This window comes from Bacillus sp. NPDC093026 (assembly GCF_044754665.1).
In the GTDB taxonomy this organism is placed as follows: Bacteria; Bacillota; Bacilli; order Bacillales; family Bacillaceae; genus Bacillus; species Bacillus maqinnsis.
The window spans coordinates 708,409-734,218 of the sequence record NZ_JBIVPN010000001.1 but is presented as its reverse complement, the minus strand read 5'-3'; the positions used below and the strand labels follow the sequence as shown (position 1 = coordinate 734,218).

The window sequence follows — 25,810 nt, the reverse complement described above, 5'->3', positions numbered from 1 at the left end:
TAAGTCTTTAGAGGCATGTGTCGTGCCTCTTTTTTCTTTACAATAAAAACAATTAAGTGTTCAAATTTTCAAATAAATAGTATGAAAAAAAGCGAACTTAAGGTAAAATATGTAATAAGGAATAGAATGATTGTGGAAAGGATTTGTGTGATGGAAAAGATGAATCTCAGTGAAAGTGTTTGGAATAAACACTTTACCTCATTATTCATATCAAGGCTTATTAAAAATACAGGGGAAAGCTTTGCATTTACATCAGTCCTTTGGCTATTGATTTTAAGAGGAGACGGAGCACTTGGTACAGGACTTCTTCTTGCGGTGACAGTTCTTCCTTCATCATTGTTAGCCCCGATCCTTGGACCTCTTATGAAAAACCACCATTTGTCCAAATGGATGTTTGCTTCAGATGTCGTTCGAGCAACAATTGTACTTATTATCCCGCTCCTGCACTTTTCACAATTATTGCCCTTATGGTTATTGATCTCACTAATGGTGATTCAATCAGCAACAGGTGCAGCTTATAATCCAGCCTCTGTGGCCATCTTACCGCAGATTGTACCGACACATCTCATTCAAAAAGCAAATGCTATCTTACAATCATCATTCGAAATTGTGGCGCTTGCAGCAGTCATGATAGCAGGGCTGCTTGTGAAATTAATCGGACCCGCAGATACACTGCTAATTACGACTGCATTATTTATCATTTCTGGCCTTTTTATTATCGGAGTCAAGCTGAAGAGAACAGAAGAAGAAAGAGCAGCAGGCATTAAACAGGCAAAGAATACATATCTTTATAACTTAAAAAAAGGCTTTCTTGTTGTCAAAAATCATCATATTTTATTTGCTTTGACGCTTTATTGTATTTTGATGAATGTAGCGGCAGCACCTTGGCAAGCACTGTCTGCCGTTTATGTAGCAGAAGCGCTACAAAGTGATTCAATGGTTTATTCTATTTTAAGAGGCGTTGCAGCTGTAGGCGCATTTATGATGGGTTTTGCTCTTGCAAAGGTGAAAATTAAAAGGTTCGGTTTGTTCTTTATTGTAGCTGGCATCATTGAAGGTGTTGCGTTCTTTATCACAGGGATGAGTACATGGCTACCGGTTGTTCTGTTTGCTTCCTTTATTTTTGGAGCGGCAGTGAGTGCCATTAATGTACCAGAAATGGTTATCATCCAAACATCTGTTGATCAAGAGGATCAGCCGCAAGTGTATGCGGTGATCACTGCTTCATCAAACGTATTTCTCCCGCTTGCAGCAGTTGTATCAGGTGTTCTGGCTGAGAGATTTGGAGCAGGACCTGTCATTGCTGGGGGAGGGTTGCTTGAAATTCTATCGGGTATTGCCATCTTCCTATTTACAGGGCTTGCTAAAAGCCATTTCACAACAGATAAACAGAAGTCCGAAGCGGTTGAGGTCTAAATAAGAACCCCCCTGTCTAGCATACAGGGGGGTTCTTGTGTATTAAGAGTGTTTCGTTGAACTTTCAGTTTCTTTCATTGGACTTACTTTAGCAAAAATGAATAAGATAACCGTAAACACAACTGCAAGAATGGAAGTCAAAGTAAAATCATAAGTTGCTCCATTCATAGACGCAACGATGTAACCAGCCATATGTGTTAGCAGAAAAGTCCAAATGAGGGTGATAATATAGCGCATAATCCCACCGTCCTTTATGTAACAATCTATTGATTATCATACCATATATGCAAGTGGGGGAAAACTGTTTTCCGCCTTCTGCTATAAAAATAAAAAGATTTCTTCTGTCTTTAGGGGATTTCCTTATTCCTATAAGAGTAGTTGTTCATATGATAGAAAGCAGAATCACTGAAAGGAGGCTAGCCATATGGGTGTAAGTGAACGTTTTCTAAAGCTTGGTTCCCAGTGGAACGTCATTCATCTTCCTCAAAAACCAAATGGCTTTGGCATTCTTATCCTCGGTGACCGAAATCACTTTGTGCAGGAAAATACATCATTCTGGCTTCAGCATTATGGGAGAAACCAGCTTTTAACTGCTTTAAAGGATGAAGGGTATACATTGTTTAATAGTCATCTTCATGGGAATCACTGGGGATGCGAAGACGCTGTTTTTGATGCAAAACAGCTAATTCATTACACATTAAAACAAGAAATATTAAACCGAGAGATTCATGTGCTTGCAGAGGGGATGGGTGCACTTGTTGCCATGAGCCTTGCCGACGAGATGCCAGAAGTATTAAGGTCCATTGCGATGCTGAATCCATGCTTACATCTTCATGCACAAAGAGAGATTGAAAGAGAACACAAATTCTTTTACAAACAGATGATCAAGGAGTTAGCACAGAGCTATGGATGTACTGAACAGGAAGCAGAAACGTATCCACTTCCTTCTTGCCCGGTTCATTCCGCCGATGTACCGATTCATATATGGCAAAGGCTAAATGGTGCTCCATACGCGTATGAACTCCATGCAAAGCCTTTTATTGATCAGCATATGATGGATCAAGCTCACTTTCCAATCGACCTAACCTTGCATATGTTCGATCATCCAAGAAGAATTTTTCAGTCCATTCACAAATTTTATAAATCGCATGAAAGAGATTTGTAATGAATAGGATCATAATAGCCCTTCATAGAAAGGGCTCTTCTTTTTATTCGACATACGCAAAAAGGGGACATGAAGATGGAAACAGGACTCATCATAGGTGCAGATGAATTTTTTGGACTGACACTTTGTGAATATATGATGAAAGAGGGCTTACAAGTTGACATTACACTTCCAGAAATTCATACAGAGCAAAGAAAGAAGCTATTAGAGGAGCGGATGATGTGGCTTGGTCGAAATGATCTCATTCGTGTCATTGACGTTCAGGATAGCCAAGAGACATATGACGTCATCTTTATTCAATCAGAAGATCCAGATCAAAGAGAACATATCAAAGCGCAGCAAGGAATGTACCGGTTACTCTTCAAGTCCGAAGGCGATGCGTTAAAACAGCATGAACCTACTATTTTCCTTCCTGACATGTTCGGACCGTGGACACTAGATCAAGAAAAAAGAACGTGCAAGGACCATTCTTATTTCGTAGAAGATGTCGCAAAGGCTCTTGTGAATTGGGCCTTAAACACCAATCAAAGACAGGAAATGATTCATCATTTGAAGGTGGAAAGTCAAACGGATGTCAAACAAGCAGAAAAAATCATCATAGACTGGGAAAGACAAAACTCAACATTTTTCGACAAAAAGCAAGAATGATCTTCCATCTTATCTTTTTTCAGTATAAAATAAGCCTATATTTAACATACAGTATAGAACCTGTATGTTCAAAGGGAGTTGAACATGGCATGAAGTACCAACGGCTTGTCATGATCTTTTCGTTCCTTCTACTATTATCTGCCTGCTCGCAGGCCCCTTTAAAAGGACATATTGAGAAGGTGGGTTTACTCGTCCCCGATACAATTAATGATCAAGTTTGGGGAACGAAAGGTTATAAAGGCTTATTAAGTATCCAATCAACATTTGATGTAGATGTTTATTATAAGGAAGGTATGGTTGACAAGGAGAAAATTGTTGATGCCATTGAGGAATTCCATAAAAAAGGAGTCAATTTAATTATTGGTCATGGCAATGAGTACAGCGACATTTTTAACTTGATCAGTGAAGATTATCCGAAAATACAATTCATTACGGTCAATGGAGGCAAGCCTCGAGCTAACAATGTCACGAATGTTACCTTTAAAGGAGAGGCAATGGGCTTTTTCGGAGGAATGACAGCAGCACATATGTCAAAAACAAAGAAGATTGGTATTCTTGCTACATATGATTGGCAAAGCGAAGTAGACGGATTTATCAAAGGTGCTAAATATCAAGACTCACATGTGCAAGTGCTGGCGGAATTTGTCGAAAACTGGGATGATGCTGCCAAAGCTGTTAAGCTGTATGAAAAGCTGAAAAAACAAGGCGCAGATGTTGTTTATCCAGCAGGTGATGGTTATAATATCCCTGTCATTGAACAAATCAAAGCTGATAACTTATCAGCGATTGGGTATGTCACCGATCAATCGAACCTTGGTAGCCATACAGTCTTAACAAGTACAGTACAGCATGTAGATAAAGCATACAGTATCATTGCAAAGAAATTTAATGAAGGCACACTAAATGAAAAAAGCGAGTATTCCTTTGATTTTAAAGAAGGAGTGATCGAAATGGGGAAATTTAGTACAACCATTGATCGTTCATTTGTGAAAGACATTAAAAATGAGATTACTTATTACAAGAAAACGGGCAAGCTCCCAAATGAAAAGTGAGGTAATTGAATATGCAGCACGAGAAATCAATGGAGTTTTTGCAAATTGCGATGAAGTATTTTCCGCAAGCAAAAGAAGAATTAGATAAAGCAGGTATTCAGCTTGAGCAGGAAGCACTTCAGCCGCTTCTGACATTGTTTACATCTGTCATGCAAGAGGCGTATGAGCTTGGAAAGGTGGATGCAAAAGCAGAAAAAGCCACAAAATAGTGGCTTTTTTTATGATAACTTTTTCTTAAAGGCACTGATCATTGGTCCGACATCTTTAAACACAGGCTTCAGCTCATCAATCGAGTTCATAATGTTCCCAATCTGATTCATGACGTGCATATAGTCAATTGAGTCATCATTTGAGGTTGTATCAGTACGTTCATCTTTCAGTTCTGACTTGTTTTTCTCTTTCTCCGCTGGCTGTCCAAACATCATCGCCGTGAAAATATCTTTTTCTGCCATGTCGCATGCTCCTTTCTACTATTATTGTATATCATTAATCTATGAAAAAAGTGAGAGAGAAGGTTAGACGTTTGTATTGCCAAGGAGAAAAAAATAAGGTAAAATTAGTACCAGATACTAATATAAGATCACAATATTACATGCTCTTATGAGTTAAAAGGAGTCTTATTCAATGAATGCTGGAATTATTGGCCTTGGCCGCTATATACCTGAAAAAGTCATAACAAATCATGATTTAGAAAAAATGGTTGACACTTCTGATGAGTGGATTCGTACTAGAACAGGTATAGAAGAAAGAAGAATTGCATCTGATGATGTCAATACATCTCATATGGCGCTTGCTGCTGCAAAAAAAGCACTTGCGGATGCAGATGTGGCTGCAGAAGATATTGATATGATTCTTGTGGCAACAGTAACGCCAGATCAAGCATTTCCGACAGTCGCTTGTATGATACAAGAACAGCTCGGTGCACATAAAGCATGTGCAATGGATATTAGTGCTGCTTGTGCTGGCTTTATGTATGGGCTTGTTACTGGAAAACAATTTATCGAATCAGGAACATATCAACATGTGTTAGTCGTTGGCGTAGAAAAGCTTTCTCGTATTACAGATTGGGATGACCGTAATACAGCTGTTTTGTTTGGAGATGGAGCAGGCGCTGCTGTTTTAGGAACTGTCAGTGAAGGGAAAGGAATACTAGCATTTGAGCTCGGAGCTGATGGAAGAGGCGGGAAGCACTTGTACTTAGATGAAAAAGATCATACAATCATGAATGGACGAGAAGTATTTAAATTTGCTGTGAGACAAATGGGCGAATCGAGTGTTAACGTCATCAAAAAAGCAGGACTATCTAAAGAAGACGTTGATTTCTTAATCCCGCATCAAGCCAATATTCGTATTATGGAAGCAGCTCGCGAACGCTTAGAGCTACCAGTCGAAAAAATGTCAAAGACCGTCCATAAATATGGAAACACATCAGCAGCGTCCATTCCAATTTCACTATGTGAAGAAATCGAAGCCGGTAAAATTCATGACGGCGATGTGATTGTAATGGTTGGTTTTGGTGGCGGATTAACGTGGGGCGCAATTGCTATGCGATGGGGCCGATAAAAGAGTGAGGTGCACAAATTAATGGATAAAAAACGAGTAGTTGTTACAGGATTAGGTGCTTTGACACCGCTTGGCAACGATGTAGAGACAACATGGAAGAATGCTATAGCAGGTGTATCAGGTGTTGGACCAATCACACGTGTTGATTCAAGTGAATATACCGCAAAAGTAGCTGCAGAACTAAAAGATTTTAACATCGAAGATTATATGGAGAAAAAAGAAGCGAGAAAGATGGCACGCTTCACCCAATACGCAGTGGTAGCTGCTCAACAGGCTTTAGAAGACTCACGCCTTGAAATCACAGATGAAAACGCACCGCGTGTTGGTGTATGGGTTGGTTCTGGTATCGGCGGACTTGAAACGTTTGAAGAGCAATTTGAGATCTATTCAAATAAAGGCGCAAGACGCGTAAGCCCATTCTTTGTGCCAATGATGATTCCGGATATGGCCACTGGCCAAATTTCAATTGCTCTTGGTGCAAAAGGGGTTAACTCTTGTACAGTGACAGCATGTGCAACTGGTACAAATTCAATTGGTGATGCATTTAAAGTCATTCAGCGTGGAGATGCAGATGCCATGATCACTGGCGGGACAGAAGCACCATTAACAAAGATGTCATTTGCAGGTTTTTGTGCGAATAAAGCACTTTCGACAAATCCTGATCCAGCCACAGCAAGTCGCCCATTTGATAAAAATCGTGATGGGTTTGTCATGGGTGAGGGTGCAGGTATTATTGTCCTAGAAGAACTGGAACATGCCTTAAAGCGCGGTGCGAAAATTTATGCAGAAATCGTTGGCTACGGTTCAACAGGAGATGCATACCATATTACAGCTCCAGCTCCAAACGGAGAAGGCGGCGTCCGTGCCATGAAAGAAGCCATTCGAGATGCTGGTGTGAATGTGGATGAAATTGATTATATCAATGCCCACGGAACGAGCACACCTTACAATGACAAATTTGAAACAATAGCGATTAAAGAGGTGTTTGGCGAGCATGCCAATCAGCTTGCGATCAGCTCTACGAAATCAATGACTGGTCACTTGCTTGGTGCAGCTGGCGGGGTAGAAGCGATTTTCTCTATTCTTGCGATGAAAGAAAGTGTCATTCCACCAACAATCAACCTTAAAACACCTGATGAAGAATGTGATCTAGATTATGTAGCAAATGAAGCACGTTCAAAAGAAGTAAAGGCTGCCTTGAGCAACTCACTTGGATTTGGCGGGCACAATGCGACAATTATCTTCAAAAAATACGAAGCATAAAACAACCAAGAAGGCGACGATCTATAAACGGATCGCCGCCTTTTTGCATATGCTGAAAATGGAGGTGTCAAACTGTATGGGGCTGATCAATACACAATATCTCATTCAACAATCATCATCATTTCAAAAACTTGCAGCACGTTTTGTGCCTTATTTTAAAGGGGCATTAGAAAAAGAATGGTCCTCTATCCTATCACATCTTCAGTATCATGGCATGACGAAATGTTGGAACACTTGTCAGCAAATGATCGACCAGCTCAAAGAAAAAGGCTACTTTCATCTTGTCATGAAAGAATACAAACTGTTGCAAAAACAATGGGGAGGTCCAGATGTTCCTATTTTTATTTTGCCTGTCAATGAGAGCAGTAAAGAAATCAGAGAGCAGTTCTATTATCAATCAGGCATTGCTTTTGACGACAAAATCTTTCTCTTTCTATCCACGAATACACCGAAAGAACGAATTGGTACTTTGATGACACATGAATATCACCATGTGTGCAGGTTGCATTTTCTCACAAAAGAAGAAAAAGACTTTACATTCCTTGATACTATCATGATGGAAGGGCTGGCTGAATATGCTGTATACCATAGATATGGAGAAAACTATACAGCAAAATGGACAACACTATATAATGAAAGTCAGCTTGAACGCATGTACAAAAAATGGGTTTCTAATCATCTTCAAACGAAAGTTCAGAATGACGAAAGGCTAATACAGAATCTTCTTTATGGGAAAGGGAACTACCCCAAAATGCTTGGTTACGCAGTTGGCTTTCATATGGTGAAAAAGTATTTCAATCAGCATCGAGTCAGTGAGGATTCAGTGATTAAAGAGCCGGCAGAATCATTTTTAAAAGTGATGGAACAAATAAGTGAATAATTAACATAAAAAGTGCAATATTACAATTTTACTAAATTATTCTTGATTTTGTCATGATGATGTAATAACATACAAATATAAAATTTTGATTATTCTTTTTATTCTAAGTGGAATAAATATTCCGTTTCTTTTTATCTATGGGGAAAGGAGTGAATCAATGAGCACGCTACTTGAAGTGCAAAACTTAAAAACATACTTCTTCAGAAAAAAAGAACCTATACCCGCTGTTGATGGTGTAGATTTTACGATAAAAAAAGGAGAAACAGTAGCACTTGTCGGTGAGTCTGGATCGGGAAAAAGTATTACGTCCTTATCAATCATGGGATTGATCAAAGGCTCAGGAGGAAAAATTATGGATGGGTCCATCAAACTTGAGGGCAGAGATCTTGTTACATATGCTGAAAAAGAATTATGCAAAATTCGCGGGAATGAAGTATCTATGATATTTCAGGAACCAATGACCTCACTAAATCCCGTCTTAACCATTGGGGAACAGATAAGTGAAATCCTCATCTATCACAAAAAAATGTCAAAAAAAGAAGCGAAGCGAAAAGCAATTGAATTGTTAAAGCTAGTTGGTTTTTCACGAGCAGAACAAGTGATGAAGGATTATCCACACCGCTTATCTGGCGGGATGCGTCAACGGGTGATGATTGCAATTGCTCTTAGCTGTGATCCGAAACTTCTCATTGCGGATGAACCTACGACCGCACTTGATGTGACCATTCAGGCTCAAGTGCTTACTCTCATGAAAGATTTATGCAGCAAACTGGGAACGTCCATTTTATTAATTACACACGATTTAGGTGTCGTTTCTGAGGTTGCCGATCGCGTCATTGTTATGTACTCTGGGCAGATCGTTGAAAATGGCACAGTGGAAGAGCTATTTGACCATCCTCTTCACCCTTATACAGAGGGGCTCCTCAATTCAATTCCTGTCATAGATGGTGAAATTCATCAATTAATACCGATAGAAGGAAATGTACCTGCTCCCGATCAGCTTCCACCAGGATGCCGCTTTGCTCCAAGATGTCCAAGGGCTATGGGAAAATGCATGAGCAATTTGCCCAAGCTGAAAACATTAGAAAATGGAAGATCGGTCAGATGTTTTTTATATGAGGAGGATGTAAGCGAAGATGACGCTAGCTGAGAATCAATCCAATCTCATTGAACCAATTCCAAGGGAAACCATTCTAGAACTCAAACATGTGAAAAAGCACTTTCCAATCAAAGCAGGTATTCTCCAGCGTACAGTAGGTGCTGTCAAAGCAGTTGATGGAATTGACCTCAAAATTTATAAAGGCGAGACACTCGGAATTGTGGGCGAATCAGGCTGCGGAAAATCTACTTTAGGTCGCACGATGATCCGCTTATACAAACCAACAGATGGACAAATTTTATTTAAAGGGCAGGATATTTCCGGTATACCTGAATCAAAATTAAGACAATCCACAAGAAAACACATTCAAATGGTCTTTCAAGATCCTTTTGCTTCACTCAACCCTAGAAAAACACTTCGCAGTATCATCAAAGAACCCTACAAAACTCACAACATGTACACCTTCAAAGAACGAAATGAAAAAGTCGAACTTCTGCTCGCAAAAGTTGGTCTTCATCCAAGCTTTGCAAACCGCTATCCACATGAATTTTCTGGAGGGCAGAGGCAACGAATCGGCATTGCCCGAGCACTTGCGATGAACCCAGAGATGATCATTGCAGATGAACCCGTATCTGCACTGGATGTGTCGATTCAAGCTCAAGTGATCAATCTCATGCAAGAGCTTCAGAATGAATTTCAGCTCACATATTTGTTTATTTCTCATGACTTAAGTGTTGTTCGTCATATTAGTGACCGAGTAGGTGTCATGTATTTAGGCAAGATGATGGAGTTAGCAGATAAACATAGTCTTTATGATGACCCTCTCCATCCATATACAAAAGCGCTTCTTTCTTCAGTACCAGTCACAAGGAAAAAAGGCCAAATCAAAAGAGAACGCATGATCTTGCAAGGGGATTTACCGAATCCGGCAAGTCCGCCGAAAGGCTGTGTGTTTCATACAAGATGCCCACAGGCGAAGAGTATATGTAAAGAAAGAATACCAATGTTTCAAGAATTGAAAACAAATCACTTTGTTGCCTGCCACCTTTACGACACATAAAAAAATGAGGGGGAATCCCGACGACTAGTAAAACAGATTTTATTAAAAAATGAAGGATGAGGGGAAATTTAAATGAAAGTTTCGAATAAGCGCGCATTTTTTGTCAGTCTATTGCTGATCTTTACATTGATACTAACGGCTTGCTCAGGGGGAAATAAAACATCAGGAGACAATGCCAAAGAATCGACTGGAAAGCCAGTCCAAGGCGGTGATCTTGTCATTGGATCAATCGGTGAACCCACTTTATTTAACTCTTTATACTCTACTGATGTGGCAAGTTCAGATATAGAAAACAGAATTTACAGCTTTTTGCTTGAAACGGATGGGAAATTAAACCCGCAGCTTTCTTTAGCAGAGGATATTAAGGAATCTGATGACGGCAAGCAATTTGATGTCACCATTCGCAAAGGTGTCAAATTCCATGACGGAAAAGAATTGACCGCAGATGATGTTGTGTTTACATACAGCATTCCGATTGATAAGGATTACAATGGTGAACGTGGTTCAGGCTTTGAAGTATTAGAATCTGTGAAAAAAACTGGCGATTATTCAGTGCAATTTAAATTAAATCAAAAAGATCCATATTTTTATAATGTAACCCTAGGAAGCTACGGCATTTTACCTAAGCATATTTTAGGTGATGTGCCTATAAAGGATCTCGGTGAAAACGAATTTAATCGAAAAAAACCAATCGGTTCTGGTCCATTTAAATTTGCAGAGTGGAAAGAAGGAGACTACGTCAAACTAGAAGCCTTTGACGATTATTGGGATGGACGTCCATACCTAGATACTGTCACGATTAAAACAATCCCTGATCAAAATGCTGCACTTGCACAGCTCTCAGCAGGTGATATTGATTTCTTTGTCGTCCCAGGAGCCGATCTAGCAACTGCTGAAAAAATTAGCCATGTGAAAATCGAATCTGATCTCGGCTTGAACTATTCTTTTATCGGTTGGAATCAGAAAAATGAACTGTTCAAAAGCAAAAAGGTTCGCCAAGCCCTTACGCATGCCATTGATCGCCAAACCATTGTTGACCAAGTATTAGATGGAGACGGGCAAGTAGCGAACATTCCTGAAAGCCCACTCTCATGGAACTATCCGAAAAATGGAAATGTCCCTGTATTTGAATATAATCAGGAAAAAGCAAAGAAGCTTTTAAAAGAAGAGGGCTGGGAGGATACGGATGGAGATGGCTACCTTGATAAGGACGGGAAAAAATTCTCCTTTGTCATTAAAACGAATCAAGGAAACAAAGTGCGTGAGGACATTGCGGTAGTTGTTCAGCAGCAGCTAAAAGAAATTGGGATAGAAGCAAAGCCACAAATTGTTGAATTCAGTGCGTTAATCGAACAGACATCTCCACCAAAATGGGACTATGACGCTTTACTTTTAGGGTGGAGTCTAGCTACTTTCCCTGATCAATATACGATCTTTCACTCAAGTCAGTCTGAAAAAGGTTTGAACAATGTTTGGTATAAAAACGAAGAGGTTGATAAATTGCTAGTTGAAGCAAAATCAAGCAGTGATCGTAAGGAGTATTCAAAGATCTATGAAAAAATCTATGAGCTGATTGCTGAAGATCAGCCATACACGTTCCTTTACTATGCGAACTCCCATCGTGCGATGCCTTCTAATCTCCAAGGTTACTCTTATCACCCAAAAGATGAGTATTACAAAATTGAAAAATGGTGGTTTGAAAAGTAGGAATTCAGTGAAGAAGGGGAGTTCTCTCCCCTTCTTTAACAAGAGATTGGCCATACGTTGAAAAAAGGAGTCGTGCATATGTTTACATATATCATCAGAAGGATATTGCTCTCAATACCGATTCTTTTTGGTATTACCATTTTGTCCTTTGCGATTATGAAGGCAGCTCCAGGTGATCCGATGTCACTCATGATGGATCCAACCATTAGTGCGGCAGATCGAGAGGCATTTATTGAAAAGTACGGTTTGAATGATTCTGAATATGTGCAATACATGAAATGGCTGGGCAATATGCTACAAGGTGATTTTGGTACTTCCATCGTCAAAAAGGGAACCCCAGTAGCTGATTTAATTTTTGCAAGACTACCGAATACCCTTATCCTCATGATTTTTTCTACAATTGTGGCGCTCATCATTGCCATTCCATTTGGTGTTCTTTCAGCAAAGCGTCCATATACGAAGCTTGACTATGGCATCACCTTTACATCCTTTCTTGGACTGGCTATTCCGAATTTCTGGTTCGGTCTTATTCTTATTATGGTTCTTTCCGTTAATTTGGGCTGGTTTCCAACTGGCGGGGTTGCGACAATCAACACAGACTTCAATCTGTTTGATCGAATTCATCATTTGATTTTGCCAGCCTTTGTTCTTGCCACAGCAGATATGGCAGGGCTCACACGATATACGAGATCAAGCATGCTAGATGTAATGCGGCAGGACTATATCCGTACAGCAAGAGCAAAGGGATTTAGAGAAAATAGGGTAATCTATAAGCATGGATTAAGAAATGGACTCATGCCGGTCATTACAATCTTTGGTCTGATGATTCCATCTTTTATTGGTGGAGCGGTTGTCGTTGAGCAAATTTTTTCATGGCCTGGTCTTGGAAAATTGTTTATTGATTCAGCTTTTTCGAGAGACTATCCTGTCATCATGGCCATGACCGTCATCTCTGCGGTGCTCGTTGTAGTGGGAAATCTCATAGCGGATGTTTTGTATGCAATGGTTGATCCGCGAATTGAGTATTAGAAAGGAGCTGAACGAAATTGGCACAACCAAATATCGGACCACCTCCTGTTGATATCAAACTAAAGCAAAGCCTACCTAGCAAACCGGAAACGATGTTGCGTCTTTTTTGGGAGAAGTTTTTTAGAAATAAGCTTGCGGTGATAGGGACATGTATCCTGCTTGTGATTATTTTTGTTGCCATCTTCGCACCGGTTATCGCTCCATATACGCCAGAAGAGCAGGATTTGCTTAAAAAATTGATGCCTCCAAACTCAAAACATTTAATGGGAACAGATAAATTTGGTAGGGATATTTACTCAAGAGTGTTATATGGAGCAAGGGTGTCTCTATTAGTCGGTTTTGTATCTGTCCTTGGTGCGATTACCATTGGCACATTGGTCGGGGCAATCGCTGGGTACTTTAAAGGGTGGGTTGATTCTATACTCATGCGATTAGTCGATGTCGTGTTATCAATTCCAGATATTTTTCTATTAATTACACTTGTCACCATTTTTAAGCCAGGGGTCGATAAGCTCATTTTGATCTTTGCTCTGACAGGCTGGACAACAACAGCACGCCTCATTCGAAGTGAATTTTTATCACTTAGAACAAGAGAATTTGTATTAGCAGCACGAACGATAGGTACAAAAAACCATGTCATTATCTTTTCACATATCTTACCTAATTGTATTGGAGCGATTATTGTATCGGCGACGCTTAAAATTGGTACAGTCATTCTTGCTGAGTCTACGTTAAGCTATTTAGGGTTTGGCATTCAGCCGCCTACACCAAGCTGGGGCAATATGCTACAAGATGCGCAAAATTTCTCCATCATGGTGCAAGCGTGGTGGTATCCATTATTCCCTGGTCTATTCATTCTGCTAACCGTGCTATGTTTCAATTTCCTAGGAGATGGTTTAAGGGATGCTCTTGACCCTAAAAAATTAAAGTAACCAGCAATACTTAAGTGATATAAATGTATTTTTAATACAAAAAAAGGTTTAAAAAGGTATTTTTGTATAGTACTATAGATTTATAATAAAAAAGAGATTGAGAGGAGAGCCCCTTATTGTCTGCTAAAGTGGAAACACCAATTTCAGATGAAGGCACAAACTTTTTTGGTTCTCGGTATAAAGAGATTTACTCACGTCTTTTATCTCGCAATGTCGATGTAGAGATTGACTTTATTCAAAAAAAAATCCTTCAAACTTACGATCACCCGCACATTTTAGATTTTTGCTGCGGGCATGGGAGACATCTGCTCAAACTTTGGCAAGAGGGATTTCAGGTAGATGGGCTGGATATCAATCAGGAGTTTTTGGCACATATTGAAGGTGAATCGAATCACCAAGTGACAACATTTTTAGCAGACGGACGAGACTTTCAGCCCCTAGAATGTATGATGTTGTGCTCAATATGGAAACATCCATTGTTTATATGTCAGATGAGGAAAACATGAAAATGCTCAGAACCATGTATGCATGTTTAAATGAAGGCGGGACATTACTTCTTCACCTTGCAAATCGAGAATTTCTAATCAAGTATTTCCATCCGCTTATCTGGTTTGGAGATGAAAAAACAGGCTATGCCTTAGAAAAGAGACAGTTAGATGTAGTCAACGGCACCATTAAAATTGAACAAACAAGAATTGTGAAATACGAAACAACAAAACATGTTATCACGATGAGGTTATATAGTGTATCTGAAATCGCAAATATGCTGAAAGATGTTGGTTTTATTATCAAGCATATTTATGGAGATTTTGAAGGGAATTCTTATAACGTAGAAGCTCACAACACGATACTTTTATGCACTAAAATGAAGCATTAAAGGGGTGAGTCTTATGAAAACAAACGTTGTCATCATCATCGCAGAATAATTGACTTTTATATTCATTTTGAAAAAGTGCGTGTTTTTCACACGCACTTTCTTACGTAAATAGTTCAATAAAAGAGAAAATAGAGAGGTTGATGTTATTGCTTGCTATCCTAAGACAGCCGCAATTTCTAACGTTTTGTATGGCACAATTGATTTCACGTTTTGGAGATGGACTTACGACGATTGTCATCCTTTATGTGGTTGGGACCACATCTAATGACCCGTTATTAATTGGATTTGTCTTATTTTGTCAATATTCACCTATGTTTTTCTTTGGGTTAATTGGTGGTGTCACAGCAGATCGTTTTAAAAAACATCATATCATGATGGCTGCAGATTTATTTCGAGCGGTTATATTGATCGGGATGATTTTCAGTTTGAACCACCCAGTTGTTGTTATTATGCTTGTTTTTTTATCAGGGATCGGCAGTGCATTTTTTTATCCAGCACGCTCCTCTTATATTCCTGCTGTAGTGGGGGAAAAGAACATTTCAGAAGCCATTGGCTTCTCTCAGAGCATTTACTCCGTTATGCAAATTGCCGGCCCGGGGATTGCAGGCTTACTGCTTCTTTTTTTCTCGCCATCTTTTCTGCTCATCATAGATATCTTCAGCTATAGTCTTTCTGCATGTTTCATCTTGATGACGGCTATACTTTTGAAAAAGAATAACAAAGAAAAAGAAGAAATACCGCCACTTTCTAAAGAAAAACAATGGACGGCAATTAAACAAGGCTTAAAGGTCGTATTTCGATCAGCTCCGCTCGCTTTTTTAATCCTATTGTTAACACAAGTCATGTTGATCGCTGGTATTTTTAACACCACGTCCAATTCGATTTTGCTGCACGAGTTTCAAGTGTCAGGTTTTCATTTTGGAATGATTGAAGCGATTTCGGGTATTGGTGCCGTCATTGGTTCGGTTTTAGGACCGTATTTGCTAAGAAAGTTAAAACCGGGCTATATTTTAATGACGATAACGATTCTTATGGGGCTTTGGATGATGGCTGTCATACCAATCGAATCTCTAGAAATTCTTTTTGGGTTACCACCAGTTTATCTATGGGTATTTGGTATTGGGATGATGAATGCTTTATTAAACGTCCCAATTAGTAGCTTATTTCTGGGGCTTACTCCAAATGCTTATAGGGGACGTGCGATGTCCATCTTACAAATGTTCTCAAATTTCGGTATGATTCTAGGTTTAATCATCGCAGGTGTTTTTTCTAAATATGTTGGTGTGATCTGGATCACTTTCATTTCAGGTGGGGTGTTGCTAGTGATAAGTTTATTGTCATTGCGAATGAAGGGTTTTTCCGCACTATTAACTGTGACAAAAAATAATAAAAACAAACTTTCTGCCTCTCAGCTTGAAGTTTAATAAAGTTGGAATAATTTCTCTATCACTTGCCCATACTGTGGACAACAGTTTTTAAAAAGTGAGGGATTGGTTATGTTATTTCTTCATGATGTATGGGTGAATTGGTTTGAAGGGGAAGAGAATGGCTACAATGTGTGCCATTTTCATGAGTGGCGCAAGGAGGACAGCGTAGAATTGTTAGATCAAGTGCCTTTACTCAAGGTGCAGAGTTCTTTGTTTGATTACATAGAAAATGATCTGTCAGAGCTACCGAAAATGCTTTTAGAAGCTGTTTTTGAGAAATCATATGTTCGTAAAAATCATGAACGGCGAAAATTAGAATATTGCTTTGTTGTGACAGATGGCATTCGTATCATTGCTGTGGATACAATAGGCTATTCTATACCAGTTAGAAAGAGTCGTCTCATTCCGAGACAGGAGCAATTGGTGTATGAAATGGTGAAGGATGTGAAGGCAGAGGAGTTCGATTTCTCAACAGACACGCTTGAGTCTTCCAAGAAATATCATATTTTGTCTTTACCGCCGCAGCATATCAGTGGATTAACAAGAAAAGAAAGACAGCTAAAGCAGCTCCTGTTTATGGCACTGGATCAATTAAAGGGTCTGCAAAATCGGGCAGAAATTATTTATTGGTATACGGAATGGAATCCGCGGATGTACAACCAAATCAAACGAATGTCATTCGAGGAAATTTGGGATATGCTTTACAATGAAACAATTGATGGGTGGTCTGACAACCACTTAGCATTCTGTGAAAAAATGATGAAAGGTCAGCCGTTTTTTGAAAAGCTTTGGGAAATGGAAAACGAATCAAAAGTAAATTAATGAAAACAAGCTTGCAGCGCACGAGCTGCAAGCTTGTTTTATTTGCGTTTTCTGCCAAGACCCATAGCGTTCTCCATTTTTTTGAGCATTTTGTTTGCTGCGCGGTTTGCTTTTTCAGCTCCTTCGTCCAAGATGCGGTCAAGTTCTTCTGATTCAATAAGCTCATAATAACGATCTTGAATAGGTTTTAAAGCATCAATGACAATTTGCGCAAGATCACCTTTAAATTCTCCGTAGCCTTTGCCTTCGTATTTTTGTTCAAGTTCAGCAATGGAGATGTTCCCTAACACAGAATAGATGGTTAACAAGTTGGAAATGCCAGGTTTGTTTTCTTTGTCATATTTCACAATACCTTCTGAATCGGTCACAGCACTTTTAATTTTCTTCTCAAGTTGTTTTGGTTCATCTAATAGTGTAATAAATGATTTTTGATTTGGATCAGATTTACTCATCTTTTTCGTTGGATCTGTTAAAGACATAATTCGAGCGCCTTCTTTAGGAATTTTCACTTCTGGTACGGTAAAGATATCGTTGTACTTTCGATTGAAGCGTTCAGCAAGCGTTCTTGTCAATTCAAGGTGCTGCTTTTGATCCTCACCGACAGGGACCAAATCAGTGCCGTAAAGGAGGATATCTCCAGCCATTAAAGGAGGATATGTCAATAGGCCTGACACTACCGCCTCTTTTCCAGCAGACTTATCTTTAAATTGTGTCATTCTCTCAAGCTCACCAATATAAGCTACACATTGCAGCATCCATCCTGCTTGGGCATGGGCCGGAACTTCTGATTGAATAAACAAAGTGGCTTTCTCTGGATCAAGACCAACTGCCAGATAAAGAGCGGCTAGACTCCGAATATTTTTACGAAGCGTTAATCGATCTTGATTAACAGTGAGTGCATGCTGATCAACGACACAAAAGTATCCATTATAATCATGTTGTAAGTCGACAAATTGCTTCATGGCACCAATATAATTTCCTAATGTCACGGAGCCACTAGGCTGAATACCTGAAAAAATTGTTTTCTTCGTCATGTTAAAACCTCTTTTCTTCAATATAAAAAGGCCCACTCGTCTCTTTTCATCAGAAAAGGGACGAATGAACCGCGGTACCACCCTTGTTATTTCATTAAGAAATCACTCAAGACGTTGATATCGGAGTCTGCTCCGTCTAAGCCTACTAACTCTACCAAGTAAGTGTTCGGTTAGCTGCTCCAAAGCCCATTCCATATATGCCACTATCTACTCGCACCGACCGCAGACTCTCTGAAAATGGTGAATATATGTACTCTTCTTCTTCATCGCAACATCATTTCTCTCTATTATAAATGATGGCAATGAAAAAGTCACGGGGCTCTATATGGCATTTTCGTTATGCCGCTAGACACTAAAAATTTTATATAAAATAGCAATTATCTGTCAGAATTTCTAAAAAAGTGATTAATTATATGTATAAAACATTATTCTCAATGATTTTGTTTGATTAGTTTAATCAATTTATGCTTTAATTTGTTGAAGTAATAGAGACTTTAGTTTATAAAAATCCCCCTTTATCCCCATTTGCGTTTTTTGAAAATATGTGAAATTAATATTGCAATAAATTATTCTATTCATTATAATGAATTTGTTCACACGTTTGTGCTAGGTTCTTTACATAGTGAAAATTCAGAAAAAACAAAAGAAATAGAAAGTAAGCAAATTAAGGACTTTTTTACGCTATTTCTTTAATCTGAATCTCATCTTCTATCGAGACCTTTGAACTAAAACATATGATAAGGGGGAATACAGTTGAAAAAGCGTTGGTCTGTTGTGAGTTTAATGCTTATTTTCACACTTGTATTAAGCGCTTGTGGTTTCAGCGGAAACAAATCAGGCGACAGCACGAGCAGTTCTGGAGAGGCCAAAACAACATTAAATGTGAATATCTCTACTGAGCCTTTTTCACTACATCCAGGATTGGCAAATGATTCAACATCAGGAGGCGTTGTCCGTCAAATATTTGAAGGATTAACAAGAATTAATGCTGAAGGTAAGCCAGAAAATGCGATGGCTTCTGATATCAAAACAAGTGCGGATGGTAAAACATACACATTCAAACTTCGTGATGCAAAATGGTCTAATGGTGACCCAGTTACAGCGAAAGATTTCGAATATGCTTGGAAATGGGTGTTAGATCCTAAAAATGAATCTCAATATGCTTATCAGCTTTACTATATTAAAGGTGCTGAAGCAGCAAACAAAGGAAAAGGTAAGATTGATGATGTAGGCGTAAAAGCAAAAGACGACAAAACCCTTGTTGTTGAATTAGAAAATCCTACTCCTTTCTTTACTGAACTTACTGCATTCTATACTTATATGCCAATAAATGAAAAAATCGCTAAAAAGAACAAAAATTGGTACACAAATGCTGGTAAAAACTATGTTTCAAACGGACCGTTTGTATTGTCTCAGTGGAAGCACGGTGGTTCAATTACACTTGAAAAGAACAACGAATACTGGGATAAAGACACTGTTAAGTTGAAGAAAATTAACATGTCAATGATAAAGGATACAAACACAGAGCTAAGCATGTTCCAAAAAGGTGAGCTTGATTGGGCTGGTTCTCCAACAGGAAATCTGCCAACAGAATCTCTTCAAAAATTGAAAAAAGATGGCAATTTAAACATTCAAACAATTGCTGGTGTTTACAACTATAAGTTTAACACGGAAGTAAAACCTTTAAACAATGTAAACATCCGTAAGGCACTTGCATACTCAATCAATCGTCAAGCGATTGTTGACAAAATCACGCAAGGTGAACAAGTTCCAGCAATGGCAATCGTTCCTCCAACAATGGAAGGCTTCAAAGATAACAAAACGGGTTACTTCAAAGATCATGATGTAACGACAGCTAAAGAGCTACTTGAAAAAGGAATAAAAGAATTAGGTTATAAATCAGTTTCTGATCTTCCAACATTGAAATTGTCTTACAACACAGATGAAGCCCATCAGAAGATTGCTCAAGCCATCCAAGAAATGTGGAAAAAAGACCTTGGTGTAAAAGTTGAGCTCGATAATTCTGAGTGGAATGTTTACATTGATAAACTTCACAGTGGAGATTATCAAATTGGACGTATGGGCTGGTTAGGTGATTTCAATGACCCAGTTAACTTCCTTGAGCTTTACAAAGATAAAGACGGCGGGAACAATGACACTGGTTGGGAAAACAAAGAGTATCAAAAATTATTAAATGATTCTTCTAAAGAAACAGATGCAACAAAACGTCTGGAAATGCTGAAAAAGGCTGAAAAAATTCTTATCGATGATATGCCAATAGCACCAATTTACTTCTACACACAACTTTGGGTTAAAGATCCAAAACTAAAAGGTGTTGTTGTATCTGGTCTTGGTGATGCTCAATACAAATGGGCTTATTTCGAAAAGTAAGATCATAGTTTAAGAGATCTATGGCAAGGATCTTAAGGTATATGGAGGATGTCTCTCCATATACCTTTCTTGCTGAAAAGAGAAATACTTGTAAAATCATGGAGGTGCAATTTCGTTGCTTAAATATATCGGTAAGCGATTAATATATATTTTAATCACACTGTTTGTTATTGTAACTGCAACTTTCTTTCTCATGCAGGCAGCACCTGGTGGTCCATTCTCTGGAGAGAAGAAACTTCCTGCTGAAATTGAAGCAAACTTAAATGAGCACTATGGATTGGACAAGCCTTTATTCGTTCAATACTTAAGTTACTTAGGGTCGGTTGCAAAATTAGATTTCGGTCCCTCATTTAAATATAAAGGACAAACTGTTAATGACTTAATCAGTTCTGGATTCCCCGTGTCCTTTACCCTCGGAATTGAGGCAATTCTCCTCGCATTAGCATTTGGTGTATTGTTTGGGGTCCTTGCAGCTCTCTTTCATAATAAGTGGCAAGACTATACGATTGCTATTTTAACAATATTTGGAATATCTGTTCCAAGTTTCATTTTAGCAGCGCTTCTACAATATTTATTTGCATCAGAAGCAAGCTTTTTAGCAATTTTCCCAGTTGCAGGATGGGAGTCTTGGGCAAGCACCGTGCTACCTTCTATCGCACTTTCCTTCATGCCAATGGCGTTTATTGCCAGACTTGCACGGTCAAGTATGCTTGAAGTACTAAACAGTGACTATATTAGAACGGCTAGAGCCAAAGGATTAACTAAAACAGCTGTTACGATGAAACATGCAATTCGAAACGCATTATTGCCTGTAGTCACCTATATGGGGCCGATGGCAGCTTCGGTATTAACCGGTAGCTTCGTTGTAGAAAAGATTTTCGGTATTCCTGGGCTCGGCTCTCACTTTGTCACAAGTATTACAAACCGTGACTACACCGTTATCATGGGTGTGACAGTCTTTTATAGTATTATTCTATTACTTAGCATTCTCATTGTAGATATTTTATACGGTATGATTGATCCTAGAATCAAATTGACTAAGGCAAAGAAAGGAGTCTAACACATGGAAGAGTTGAAAAAAGACTTATTTGTGCCGGCAACGGCTGATGCAGCAGAATCTGAAAAAATATCTAAACCTAGTCTTTCTTTATGGAAGGATGCTATGCTTCGTTTTCGTGCAAATAAACTTGCGATGGTTGGACTTGCGATTATTCTCATCATTGTCGTGTTGGCCATGATAGTACCGTGGTTATCTAAATATGGTTACTCAACAACAGATCTTCTAAACGCTGATCAACCGCCGTCTAAAGAGCACTGGTTTGGGACGGATGATTTAGGAAGAGACATGTTTGTTCGTACATGGGTAGGCGCAAGAATCTCGATTTTTATCGGTCTGGCTGCAGCTGTTCTTGACGTGATCATCGGGATTATTTGGGGGAGTATTGCTGCGTTCAAAGGCGGCCGTACAGATGAAGTGATGATGCGTATTGCAGACGTACTATGGGCAATTCCAACGCTTTTAATGGTAATTTTATTGATGGTCGTTCTGCCAAAAGGACTTTTAACCATCATCCTAGCCATGACAGTTGTAGGTTGGATCAACATGGCACGTATTGTTCGGGGACAAGTTTTGCAATTGAAAAGCCAAGAGTACGTTCTTGCAGCACAAACACTAGGTGCGAAAACATCTAGACTTTTATTTAAACACTTAATTCCAAACTCAATGGGACCAATTCTTGTCACCATGACATTAACCATTCCTACTGCGATTTTTACAGAGGCATTTCTAAGCTATCTAGGGCTAGGTGTACCTGCTCCGTTAGCGAGCTGGGGAACAATGGCGTCAGACGGGATCCCAGCCATGACGTACTATCCGTGGAGATTATGGTTCCCAGCCGCATTTATCTGTATAACAATGTTTGGTTTTAACGTGGTTGGCGACGGACTAAGAGACGCTTTAGATCCGAAGTTGCGTAAATAAGGGAGTGATTAGGATGGAACGTGAACGTATTCTAGAGGTGAAAGACCTTGCAATCTCATTTAAAACATATGGTGGAGAGGTTCAAGCCATTCGAGGTGTGAACTTCCACTTAAATAAAGGAGAGACGCTTGCCATTGTAGGTGAGTCTGGCTCAGGTAAAAGTGTCACATCACAAGCCATCATGAGATTAATCCCGATGCCACCGGGTTATTTCAAACGTGGAGAAATCTTATTTGATGGTCAAGATATTGTGAAAAAATCCGAGAAGCAGATGCAATCAATTCGTGGAAAAGAAATTTCAATGATTTTCCAAGATCCGATGACTTCACTTAACCCAACGATGAAGATCGGTAAACAAATTACAGAGGTTCTATTCAAGCACGAACAAATTTCAAAAGAAGCCGCTGAAAAAAGAGCCATTGAATTATTAGAACTTGTTGGTATTTCAATGCCTGAAAAAAGAATTAAACAATATCCTCACGAATTTAGTGGCGGAATGAGACAAAGGGTTGTAATTGCAATGGCACTTGCGGCAAATCCAAAGCTATTAATTGCCGATGAGCCAACGACAGCACTTGATGTAACGATCCAAGCACAAATTTTAGAGTTAATGAAAGAAATACAGCAAAAGATCGAAACATCTATTATCTTTATTACCCATGATCTAGGTGTTGTAGCCAATGTCGCTGATCGAGTAGCCGTCATGTATGCAGGTCAAATCGTTGAAATGGGGACAGTGGATGAAATTTTTTACAATCCAAAGCATCCATATACTTGGGGACTATTAGCTTCTATGCCAAGCCTAGATGCAGATGGTGGAGAAGAAGGAAAGCTAACAGCTATTCCAGGAACACCGCCTGACTTGACAAACCCGCCAAAAGGGGATGCATTTGCGCCTCGCAGTGATTATGCAATGAAAATTGACTTTGAACAAGAGCCGCCTATGTTCAAAGTATCAGATACCCATTATGTGAAATCATGGCTACTTCATCCAAATGCACCTAAAGTTGAACCGCCAGCTTCAGTTAAGGCGAGAATGCGCGAAATAGAAGGTAGCTACGAAAAACCTGTATTAGTAAAAGAGGGTGAATAGCATGGCAGAAAAACTTTTAGAAATCAAAAATTTAAAACAGCATTTCCATACACCTAGAGGAACTGTGAAAGCAGTAGACGGTGTATCATTTGATATTTATAAAGGGGAAACAGTTGGACTAGTGGGTGAATCTGGTTGTGGTAAATCCACGACCGGACGCTCTATTATCAGACTTTATGAAGCAACAGACGGCGAAGTTCTCTACAAAGGAGAAAATGTACACGGTAAGAAATCAAGACAAAAATTGCTTGCTTTCAACCGCCAAATGCAGATGATCTTCCAAGATCCATACGCCTCTCTTAATCCTAGAATGACAGTGCTTGATATCATTGCAGAAGGTATTGACATTCACGGCCTTGCAAAAACAAAGCAAGCGCGTAAAGAGCGTGTATATGAATTGCTTGAGACAGTTGGTTTAAACAAAGAGCATGCGAATAGATATCCACACGAATTTTCTGGTGGACAAAGACAGCGTATTGGAATTGCTCGTGCATTAGCGGTTGAACCGGATTTCATCATTGCCGACGAACCGATCTCTGCACTAGATGTGTCAATCCAAGCACAGGTTGTCAACTTGATGAAAGAATTGCAAAAAGAAAAAGGATTGACATACTTATTCATTGCGCATGATCTTTCCATGGTTAAATACATCAGCGACCGCATCGGTGTGATGTATTTTGGAAAATTGGTTGAATTGGCACCAGCGAATGAGTTGTATGAAAACCCGCTTCATCCGTATACAAAATCTCTATTATCAGCGATTCCGCTTCCAGATCCTGATTATGAGCGTAATCGTAAACGAATTAAGTATGACCCATCTGTCCATAAAGGGGCAAACACCGAGTTCCGTGAAGTGAAGCCAGGCCACTTTGTGAGTTGTACAGATGAGGAATTCAAACAGCTAAAAGCTAATCTATAAGAACATGTAGAAGAAGTACTGAATGATCAGTGCTTCTTTTTATTTGAAAGAAGTCAATATGGGTCTATTTTGCTTTGCGTTGACGCTTGTCATTTCTGTCTGTTTTCAACTGCTGATGAATTGCTCGAGATAAAACTTTTTTCGCTTAGTTTGAAAACAGGTGAAACCACCTATGACATTATTGCGTCTTACTAGTACAGGCGTTTAATTAGCAGGAAGTCGGGAATATATAAGAAAGTGGTTCTTGATGATAACATAAGGAGCGTATCTATGAATTGGTATGAAAAGCTCAGTGAATATTTCCCGATAGAAGAAATGAAATCAAAAAAGCATATGGAAGCTTTGTTAAAGGAAAGAAGTGATATTTATCATAAGGAGGAAGGACCTCATCATGTGATGATGTATGCTGAATTTGATTCTTTCATCTTTATAGATTATTTATTCGTTTCCAAGGATGCAAGAGGTGAAGGCCTCGGGTCAAAGCTGATTCATCAGCTAAAGGAAAAAAAGAAACCGATCTTGCTTGAGGTCGAGCCTGTAGATGAAGATGATGCAGATACTGCAAAGCGCCTAAAATTTTATCAAAGAGAACATTTCAAACATGCCGAATCAATCGGTTATAAACGAAGGTCACTGTCAACCAATGAAGTGAACCGGATGGAAATCCTTTATTGGTCACCTCTTACAGATAACGAGGAAGAGGTGCTAGAGGCTATGAGGAAAACATACGAAAAAATCCATACGTATAAAGATGAAGAGTGGTATGGACAATCGTACGAAGATGTTGACGATGTTTTAAAGGTAATTGAAAATAAAAAGCAAAAAAATATTTTCGATCATCTTGACTAAATGAGAATGTTCAGACATCAATTATCATTAACTGAATGAAATTGTCTAGTTTTTGTCACAAAAATTGCAAGAAAATCTGTTCACACTTACTTTTTTATAGTATAATCACTATAAAGATTACTTATTTAGAACAATTTTAATTTAAGAATACAGATCAATATTCATTCTACTACAATTGAGGAGTGAAGATTTATGGTAACATTATACACATCACCAAGCTGTACATCATGCAGAAAAGCAAGAGCGTGGTTAGAAGAGCACAATATCCCATATCAAGAGAGAAACATTTTTTCTGAGCCTCTTTCAATCGATGAAATCAAAGAAATTCTTCGAATGACTGAAGATGGAACAGACGAAATCATCTCAACACGTTCTAAAGTATTCCAAAAGCTGAATGTGAATGTTGAGACAATGCCGCTTCAACAATTGTATAAACTCATTAATGAGCACCCTGGTCTTTTAAGACGCCCAATTATTTTGGACGAAAAACGTCTTCAAGTCGGTTACAATGAAGATGAAATCAGACGTTTCCTTCCAAGAACGGTTCGTACATTCCAGCTTAGAGAAGCACAGCGACTTGCTAACTAATACGAAAGCTGCCGA

General features: G+C 39.0%; 27 protein-coding genes and 1 other annotated feature. Of the genes, 24 read left to right on the top strand and 3 right to left on the bottom strand.

Annotated elements, in window-relative coordinates; translation table 11 throughout:
- Positions 1 to 150: 150 nt before the first annotated feature.
- The gene (locus ACIQCE_RS03770; protein WP_400493649.1) at positions 151 to 1,416 is read left to right on the top strand and encodes an MFS transporter; all 1,266 of its coding nucleotides are present in this window, start codon (positions 151 to 153) and stop codon (positions 1,414 to 1,416) included.
- Between the two features lie 42 nt (positions 1,417 to 1,458).
- Here ACIQCE_RS03770 and ACIQCE_RS03765 read toward each other — a convergent pair whose 3' ends face one another.
- Positions 1,459 to 1,653, bottom strand: a complete 195-nt coding sequence (locus ACIQCE_RS03765) for a YjzD family protein (protein ID WP_353856137.1) — start codon at positions 1,651 to 1,653, stop codon at positions 1,459 to 1,461.
- 187 nt (positions 1,654 to 1,840) lie between these two features.
- On the opposite strand from ACIQCE_RS03765, the gene ACIQCE_RS03760 reads away from it, so the two are divergent.
- The 4 genes from ACIQCE_RS03760 (at position 1,841) to ACIQCE_RS03745 (ending at position 4,490) form a co-directional block, all read left to right on the top strand.
- The gene (locus ACIQCE_RS03760; protein ID WP_400493648.1) at positions 1,841 to 2,581 is read left to right on the top strand and encodes a hypothetical protein; all 741 of its coding nucleotides are present in this window, start codon (positions 1,841 to 1,843) and stop codon (positions 2,579 to 2,581) included.
- Positions 2,582 to 2,656: 75 nt separating this feature from the next.
- Complete coding sequence (locus ACIQCE_RS03755; protein ID WP_400493647.1) at positions 2,657 to 3,229, top strand: nad binding enzyme; 573 nt, start codon at positions 2,657 to 2,659, stop codon at positions 3,227 to 3,229.
- Positions 3,230 to 3,318: 89 nt separating this feature from the next.
- Positions 3,319 to 4,281 carry a BMP family ABC transporter substrate-binding protein gene (locus tag ACIQCE_RS03750; protein WP_400493646.1) on the top strand — a complete coding sequence of 321 codons (963 nt, stop codon included), beginning with the start codon at positions 3,319 to 3,321 and terminating at the stop codon, positions 4,279 to 4,281.
- A gap of 11 nt (positions 4,282 to 4,292) precedes the next feature.
- Positions 4,293 to 4,490: a ComZ family protein gene (locus ACIQCE_RS03745; RefSeq protein WP_400493645.1), complete on the top strand. Its 198-nt coding sequence runs from the start codon at positions 4,293 to 4,295 to the stop codon at positions 4,488 to 4,490.
- Positions 4,491 to 4,499: 9 nt separating this feature from the next.
- Here ACIQCE_RS03745 and ACIQCE_RS03740 read toward each other — a convergent pair whose 3' ends face one another.
- Positions 4,500 to 4,733 carry a hypothetical protein gene (locus ACIQCE_RS03740; RefSeq protein ID WP_400493644.1) on the bottom strand — a complete coding sequence of 78 codons (234 nt, stop codon included), beginning with the start codon at positions 4,731 to 4,733 and terminating at the stop codon, positions 4,500 to 4,502.
- 172 nt (positions 4,734 to 4,905) lie between these two features.
- On the opposite strand from ACIQCE_RS03740, the gene ACIQCE_RS03735 reads away from it, so the two are divergent.
- The 12 genes from ACIQCE_RS03735 to ACIQCE_RS03680 all read left to right on the top strand — a co-directional run bounded on the left by ACIQCE_RS03735 (position 4,906) and on the right by ACIQCE_RS03680 (position 16,940).
- A complete protein-coding gene (locus tag ACIQCE_RS03735; RefSeq protein WP_400493643.1) occupies positions 4,906 to 5,844 on the top strand; it encodes a beta-ketoacyl-ACP synthase III in 939 nt (312 codons plus the stop codon).
- Between the two features lie 21 nt (positions 5,845 to 5,865).
- A complete protein-coding gene (gene fabF, locus ACIQCE_RS03730) occupies positions 5,866 to 7,107 on the top strand; it encodes a beta-ketoacyl-ACP synthase II (RefSeq protein ID WP_400493642.1) in 1,242 nt (413 codons plus the stop codon).
- Entirely contained in the window at positions 7,073 to 7,987 is a 915-nt protein-coding gene (locus tag ACIQCE_RS03725) for a DUF2268 domain-containing putative Zn-dependent protease (RefSeq protein WP_400493641.1), read from the top strand. Before fabF ends, ACIQCE_RS03725 begins: the two co-directional genes overlap by 35 nt.
- Before the next feature lie 157 nt (positions 7,988 to 8,144).
- Positions 8,145 to 9,137 carry an ABC transporter ATP-binding protein gene (locus ACIQCE_RS03720; protein WP_400493640.1) on the top strand — a complete coding sequence of 331 codons (993 nt, stop codon included), beginning with the start codon at positions 8,145 to 8,147 and terminating at the stop codon, positions 9,135 to 9,137.
- Entirely contained in the window at positions 9,124 to 10,146 is a 1,023-nt protein-coding gene (locus ACIQCE_RS03715) for an ABC transporter ATP-binding protein (RefSeq protein ID WP_400493639.1), read from the top strand. Before ACIQCE_RS03720 ends, ACIQCE_RS03715 begins: the two co-directional genes overlap by 14 nt.
- A 72-nt stretch (positions 10,147 to 10,218) precedes the next feature.
- Complete coding sequence (locus ACIQCE_RS03710) at positions 10,219 to 11,853, top strand: peptide-binding protein (RefSeq protein WP_400493638.1); 1,635 nt, start codon at positions 10,219 to 10,221, stop codon at positions 11,851 to 11,853.
- A 78-nt stretch (positions 11,854 to 11,931) separates the two neighbouring features.
- Entirely contained in the window at positions 11,932 to 12,882 is a 951-nt protein-coding gene (locus ACIQCE_RS03705; RefSeq protein ID WP_400493637.1) for an ABC transporter permease, read from the top strand.
- 92 nt (positions 12,883 to 12,974) lie between these two features.
- On the top strand, positions 12,975 to 13,814 hold the full coding sequence (gene opp4C, locus ACIQCE_RS03700) for an oligopeptide ABC transporter permease (RefSeq protein ID WP_400493837.1): 840 nt from the start codon (positions 12,975 to 12,977) through the stop codon (positions 13,812 to 13,814).
- Positions 13,815 to 13,930: 116 nt separating this feature from the next.
- Positions 13,931 to 14,320 carry a methyltransferase domain-containing protein gene (locus tag ACIQCE_RS03695; RefSeq protein ID WP_400493636.1) on the top strand — a complete coding sequence of 130 codons (390 nt, stop codon included), beginning with the start codon at positions 13,931 to 13,933 and terminating at the stop codon, positions 14,318 to 14,320.
- Positions 14,317 to 14,691 (top strand): hypothetical protein, encoded by a 375-nt coding sequence (locus ACIQCE_RS03690; protein WP_400493635.1) that lies wholly within the window; start codon positions 14,317 to 14,319, stop codon positions 14,689 to 14,691. The genes ACIQCE_RS03695 and ACIQCE_RS03690 overlap by 4 nt, the downstream gene beginning before the upstream one ends.
- 146 nt (positions 14,692 to 14,837) lie before the next feature.
- On the top strand, positions 14,838 to 16,115 hold the full coding sequence (locus ACIQCE_RS03685) for an MFS transporter (protein WP_400493634.1): 1,278 nt from the start codon (positions 14,838 to 14,840) through the stop codon (positions 16,113 to 16,115).
- 72 nt (positions 16,116 to 16,187) lie between these two features.
- The gene (locus tag ACIQCE_RS03680; protein WP_400493633.1) at positions 16,188 to 16,940 is read left to right on the top strand and encodes a YjbA family protein; all 753 of its coding nucleotides are present in this window, start codon (positions 16,188 to 16,190) and stop codon (positions 16,938 to 16,940) included.
- Positions 16,941 to 16,978: 38 nt separating this feature from the next.
- Here the strand turns inward: ACIQCE_RS03680 and trpS are convergent, their stop codons facing one another.
- Complete coding sequence (trpS, locus tag ACIQCE_RS03675; protein WP_400493632.1) at positions 16,979 to 17,974, bottom strand: tryptophan--tRNA ligase; 996 nt, start codon at positions 17,972 to 17,974, stop codon at positions 16,979 to 16,981.
- Between the two features lie 53 nt (positions 17,975 to 18,027).
- Positions 18,028 to 18,250, bottom strand: a binding site (T-box leader).
- Positions 18,251 to 18,727: 477 nt separating this feature from the next.
- Between trpS and ACIQCE_RS03670 the strand changes: the two genes are divergently transcribed.
- From ACIQCE_RS03670 to spxA, 7 genes are all read left to right on the top strand, one after another.
- Positions 18,728 to 20,365, top strand: coding sequence for a peptide ABC transporter substrate-binding protein (locus tag ACIQCE_RS03670; RefSeq protein ID WP_400493631.1), 1,638 nt, complete (start codon positions 18,728 to 18,730; stop codon positions 20,363 to 20,365).
- A 115-nt stretch (positions 20,366 to 20,480) separates the two neighbouring features.
- A complete protein-coding gene (locus ACIQCE_RS03665; protein WP_353856120.1) occupies positions 20,481 to 21,425 on the top strand; it encodes an ABC transporter permease in 945 nt (314 codons plus the stop codon).
- A gap of 3 nt (positions 21,426 to 21,428) precedes the next feature.
- Complete coding sequence (locus ACIQCE_RS03660) at positions 21,429 to 22,346, top strand: ABC transporter permease (RefSeq protein ID WP_400493630.1); 918 nt, start codon at positions 21,429 to 21,431, stop codon at positions 22,344 to 22,346.
- 13 nt (positions 22,347 to 22,359) lie between these two features.
- The gene (locus tag ACIQCE_RS03655; protein WP_400493629.1) at positions 22,360 to 23,439 is read left to right on the top strand and encodes an ABC transporter ATP-binding protein; all 1,080 of its coding nucleotides are present in this window, start codon (positions 22,360 to 22,362) and stop codon (positions 23,437 to 23,439) included.
- Position 23,440: 1 nt separating this feature from the next.
- Positions 23,441 to 24,358, top strand: a complete 918-nt coding sequence (locus ACIQCE_RS03650; protein WP_353856117.1) for an ABC transporter ATP-binding protein — start codon at positions 23,441 to 23,443, stop codon at positions 24,356 to 24,358.
- 270 nt (positions 24,359 to 24,628) lie between these two features.
- Entirely contained in the window at positions 24,629 to 25,207 is a 579-nt protein-coding gene (locus tag ACIQCE_RS03645; RefSeq protein WP_400493628.1) for a GNAT family N-acetyltransferase, read from the top strand.
- Positions 25,208 to 25,399: 192 nt separating this feature from the next.
- Positions 25,400 to 25,795, top strand: coding sequence for a transcriptional regulator SpxA (spxA, locus tag ACIQCE_RS03640; protein WP_003211421.1), 396 nt, complete (start codon positions 25,400 to 25,402; stop codon positions 25,793 to 25,795).
- Positions 25,796 to 25,810: the final 15 nt, after the last annotated feature.

Bases quoted from the DNA above. Each gene is read 5' to 3' on its own strand.
- ACIQCE_RS03770 (WP_400493649.1), top strand. From the start codon at position 151: ATGGAAAAGATGAATCTCAGTGAAAGTGTTTGGAATAAACACTTTACC.
- ACIQCE_RS03765 (WP_353856137.1), bottom strand. From the start codon at position 1,653: ATGCGCTATATTATCACCCTCATTTGGACTTTTCTGCTAACACATATG.
- ACIQCE_RS03760 (WP_400493648.1), top strand. From the start codon at position 1,841: ATGGGTGTAAGTGAACGTTTTCTAAAGCTTGGTTCCCAGTGGAACGTC.
- ACIQCE_RS03755 (WP_400493647.1), top strand. From the start codon at position 2,657: ATGGAAACAGGACTCATCATAGGTGCAGATGAATTTTTTGGACTGACA.
- ACIQCE_RS03750 (WP_400493646.1), top strand. From the start codon at position 3,319: ATGAAGTACCAACGGCTTGTCATGATCTTTTCGTTCCTTCTACTATTA.
- ACIQCE_RS03745 (WP_400493645.1), top strand. From the start codon at position 4,293: ATGCAGCACGAGAAATCAATGGAGTTTTTGCAAATTGCGATGAAGTAT.
- ACIQCE_RS03740 (WP_400493644.1), bottom strand. From the start codon at position 4,733: ATGGCAGAAAAAGATATTTTCACGGCGATGATGTTTGGACAGCCAGCG.
- ACIQCE_RS03735 (WP_400493643.1), top strand. From the start codon at position 4,906: ATGAATGCTGGAATTATTGGCCTTGGCCGCTATATACCTGAAAAAGTC.
- fabF (WP_400493642.1), top strand. From the start codon at position 5,866: ATGGATAAAAAACGAGTAGTTGTTACAGGATTAGGTGCTTTGACACCG.
- ACIQCE_RS03725 (WP_400493641.1), top strand. From the start codon at position 7,073: ATGCGACAATTATCTTCAAAAAATACGAAGCATAAAACAACCAAGAAG.
- ACIQCE_RS03720 (WP_400493640.1), top strand. From the start codon at position 8,145: ATGAGCACGCTACTTGAAGTGCAAAACTTAAAAACATACTTCTTCAGA.
- ACIQCE_RS03715 (WP_400493639.1), top strand. From the start codon at position 9,124: ATGACGCTAGCTGAGAATCAATCCAATCTCATTGAACCAATTCCAAGG.
- ACIQCE_RS03710 (WP_400493638.1), top strand. From the start codon at position 10,219: ATGAAAGTTTCGAATAAGCGCGCATTTTTTGTCAGTCTATTGCTGATC.
- ACIQCE_RS03705 (WP_400493637.1), top strand. From the start codon at position 11,932: ATGTTTACATATATCATCAGAAGGATATTGCTCTCAATACCGATTCTT.
- opp4C (WP_400493837.1), top strand. From the start codon at position 12,975: ATGTTGCGTCTTTTTTGGGAGAAGTTTTTTAGAAATAAGCTTGCGGTG.
- ACIQCE_RS03690 (WP_400493635.1), top strand. From the start codon at position 14,317: ATGAAAATGCTCAGAACCATGTATGCATGTTTAAATGAAGGCGGGACA.
- ACIQCE_RS03680 (WP_400493633.1), top strand. From the start codon at position 16,188: ATGTTATTTCTTCATGATGTATGGGTGAATTGGTTTGAAGGGGAAGAG.
- trpS (WP_400493632.1), bottom strand. From the start codon at position 17,974: ATGACGAAGAAAACAATTTTTTCAGGTATTCAGCCTAGTGGCTCCGTG.
- ACIQCE_RS03660 (WP_400493630.1), top strand. From the start codon at position 21,429: ATGGAAGAGTTGAAAAAAGACTTATTTGTGCCGGCAACGGCTGATGCA.
- ACIQCE_RS03655 (WP_400493629.1), top strand. From the start codon at position 22,360: ATGGAACGTGAACGTATTCTAGAGGTGAAAGACCTTGCAATCTCATTT.
- ACIQCE_RS03650 (WP_353856117.1), top strand. From the start codon at position 23,441: ATGGCAGAAAAACTTTTAGAAATCAAAAATTTAAAACAGCATTTCCAT.
- ACIQCE_RS03645 (WP_400493628.1), top strand. From the start codon at position 24,629: ATGAATTGGTATGAAAAGCTCAGTGAATATTTCCCGATAGAAGAAATG.
- spxA (WP_003211421.1), top strand. From the start codon at position 25,400: ATGGTAACATTATACACATCACCAAGCTGTACATCATGCAGAAAAGCA.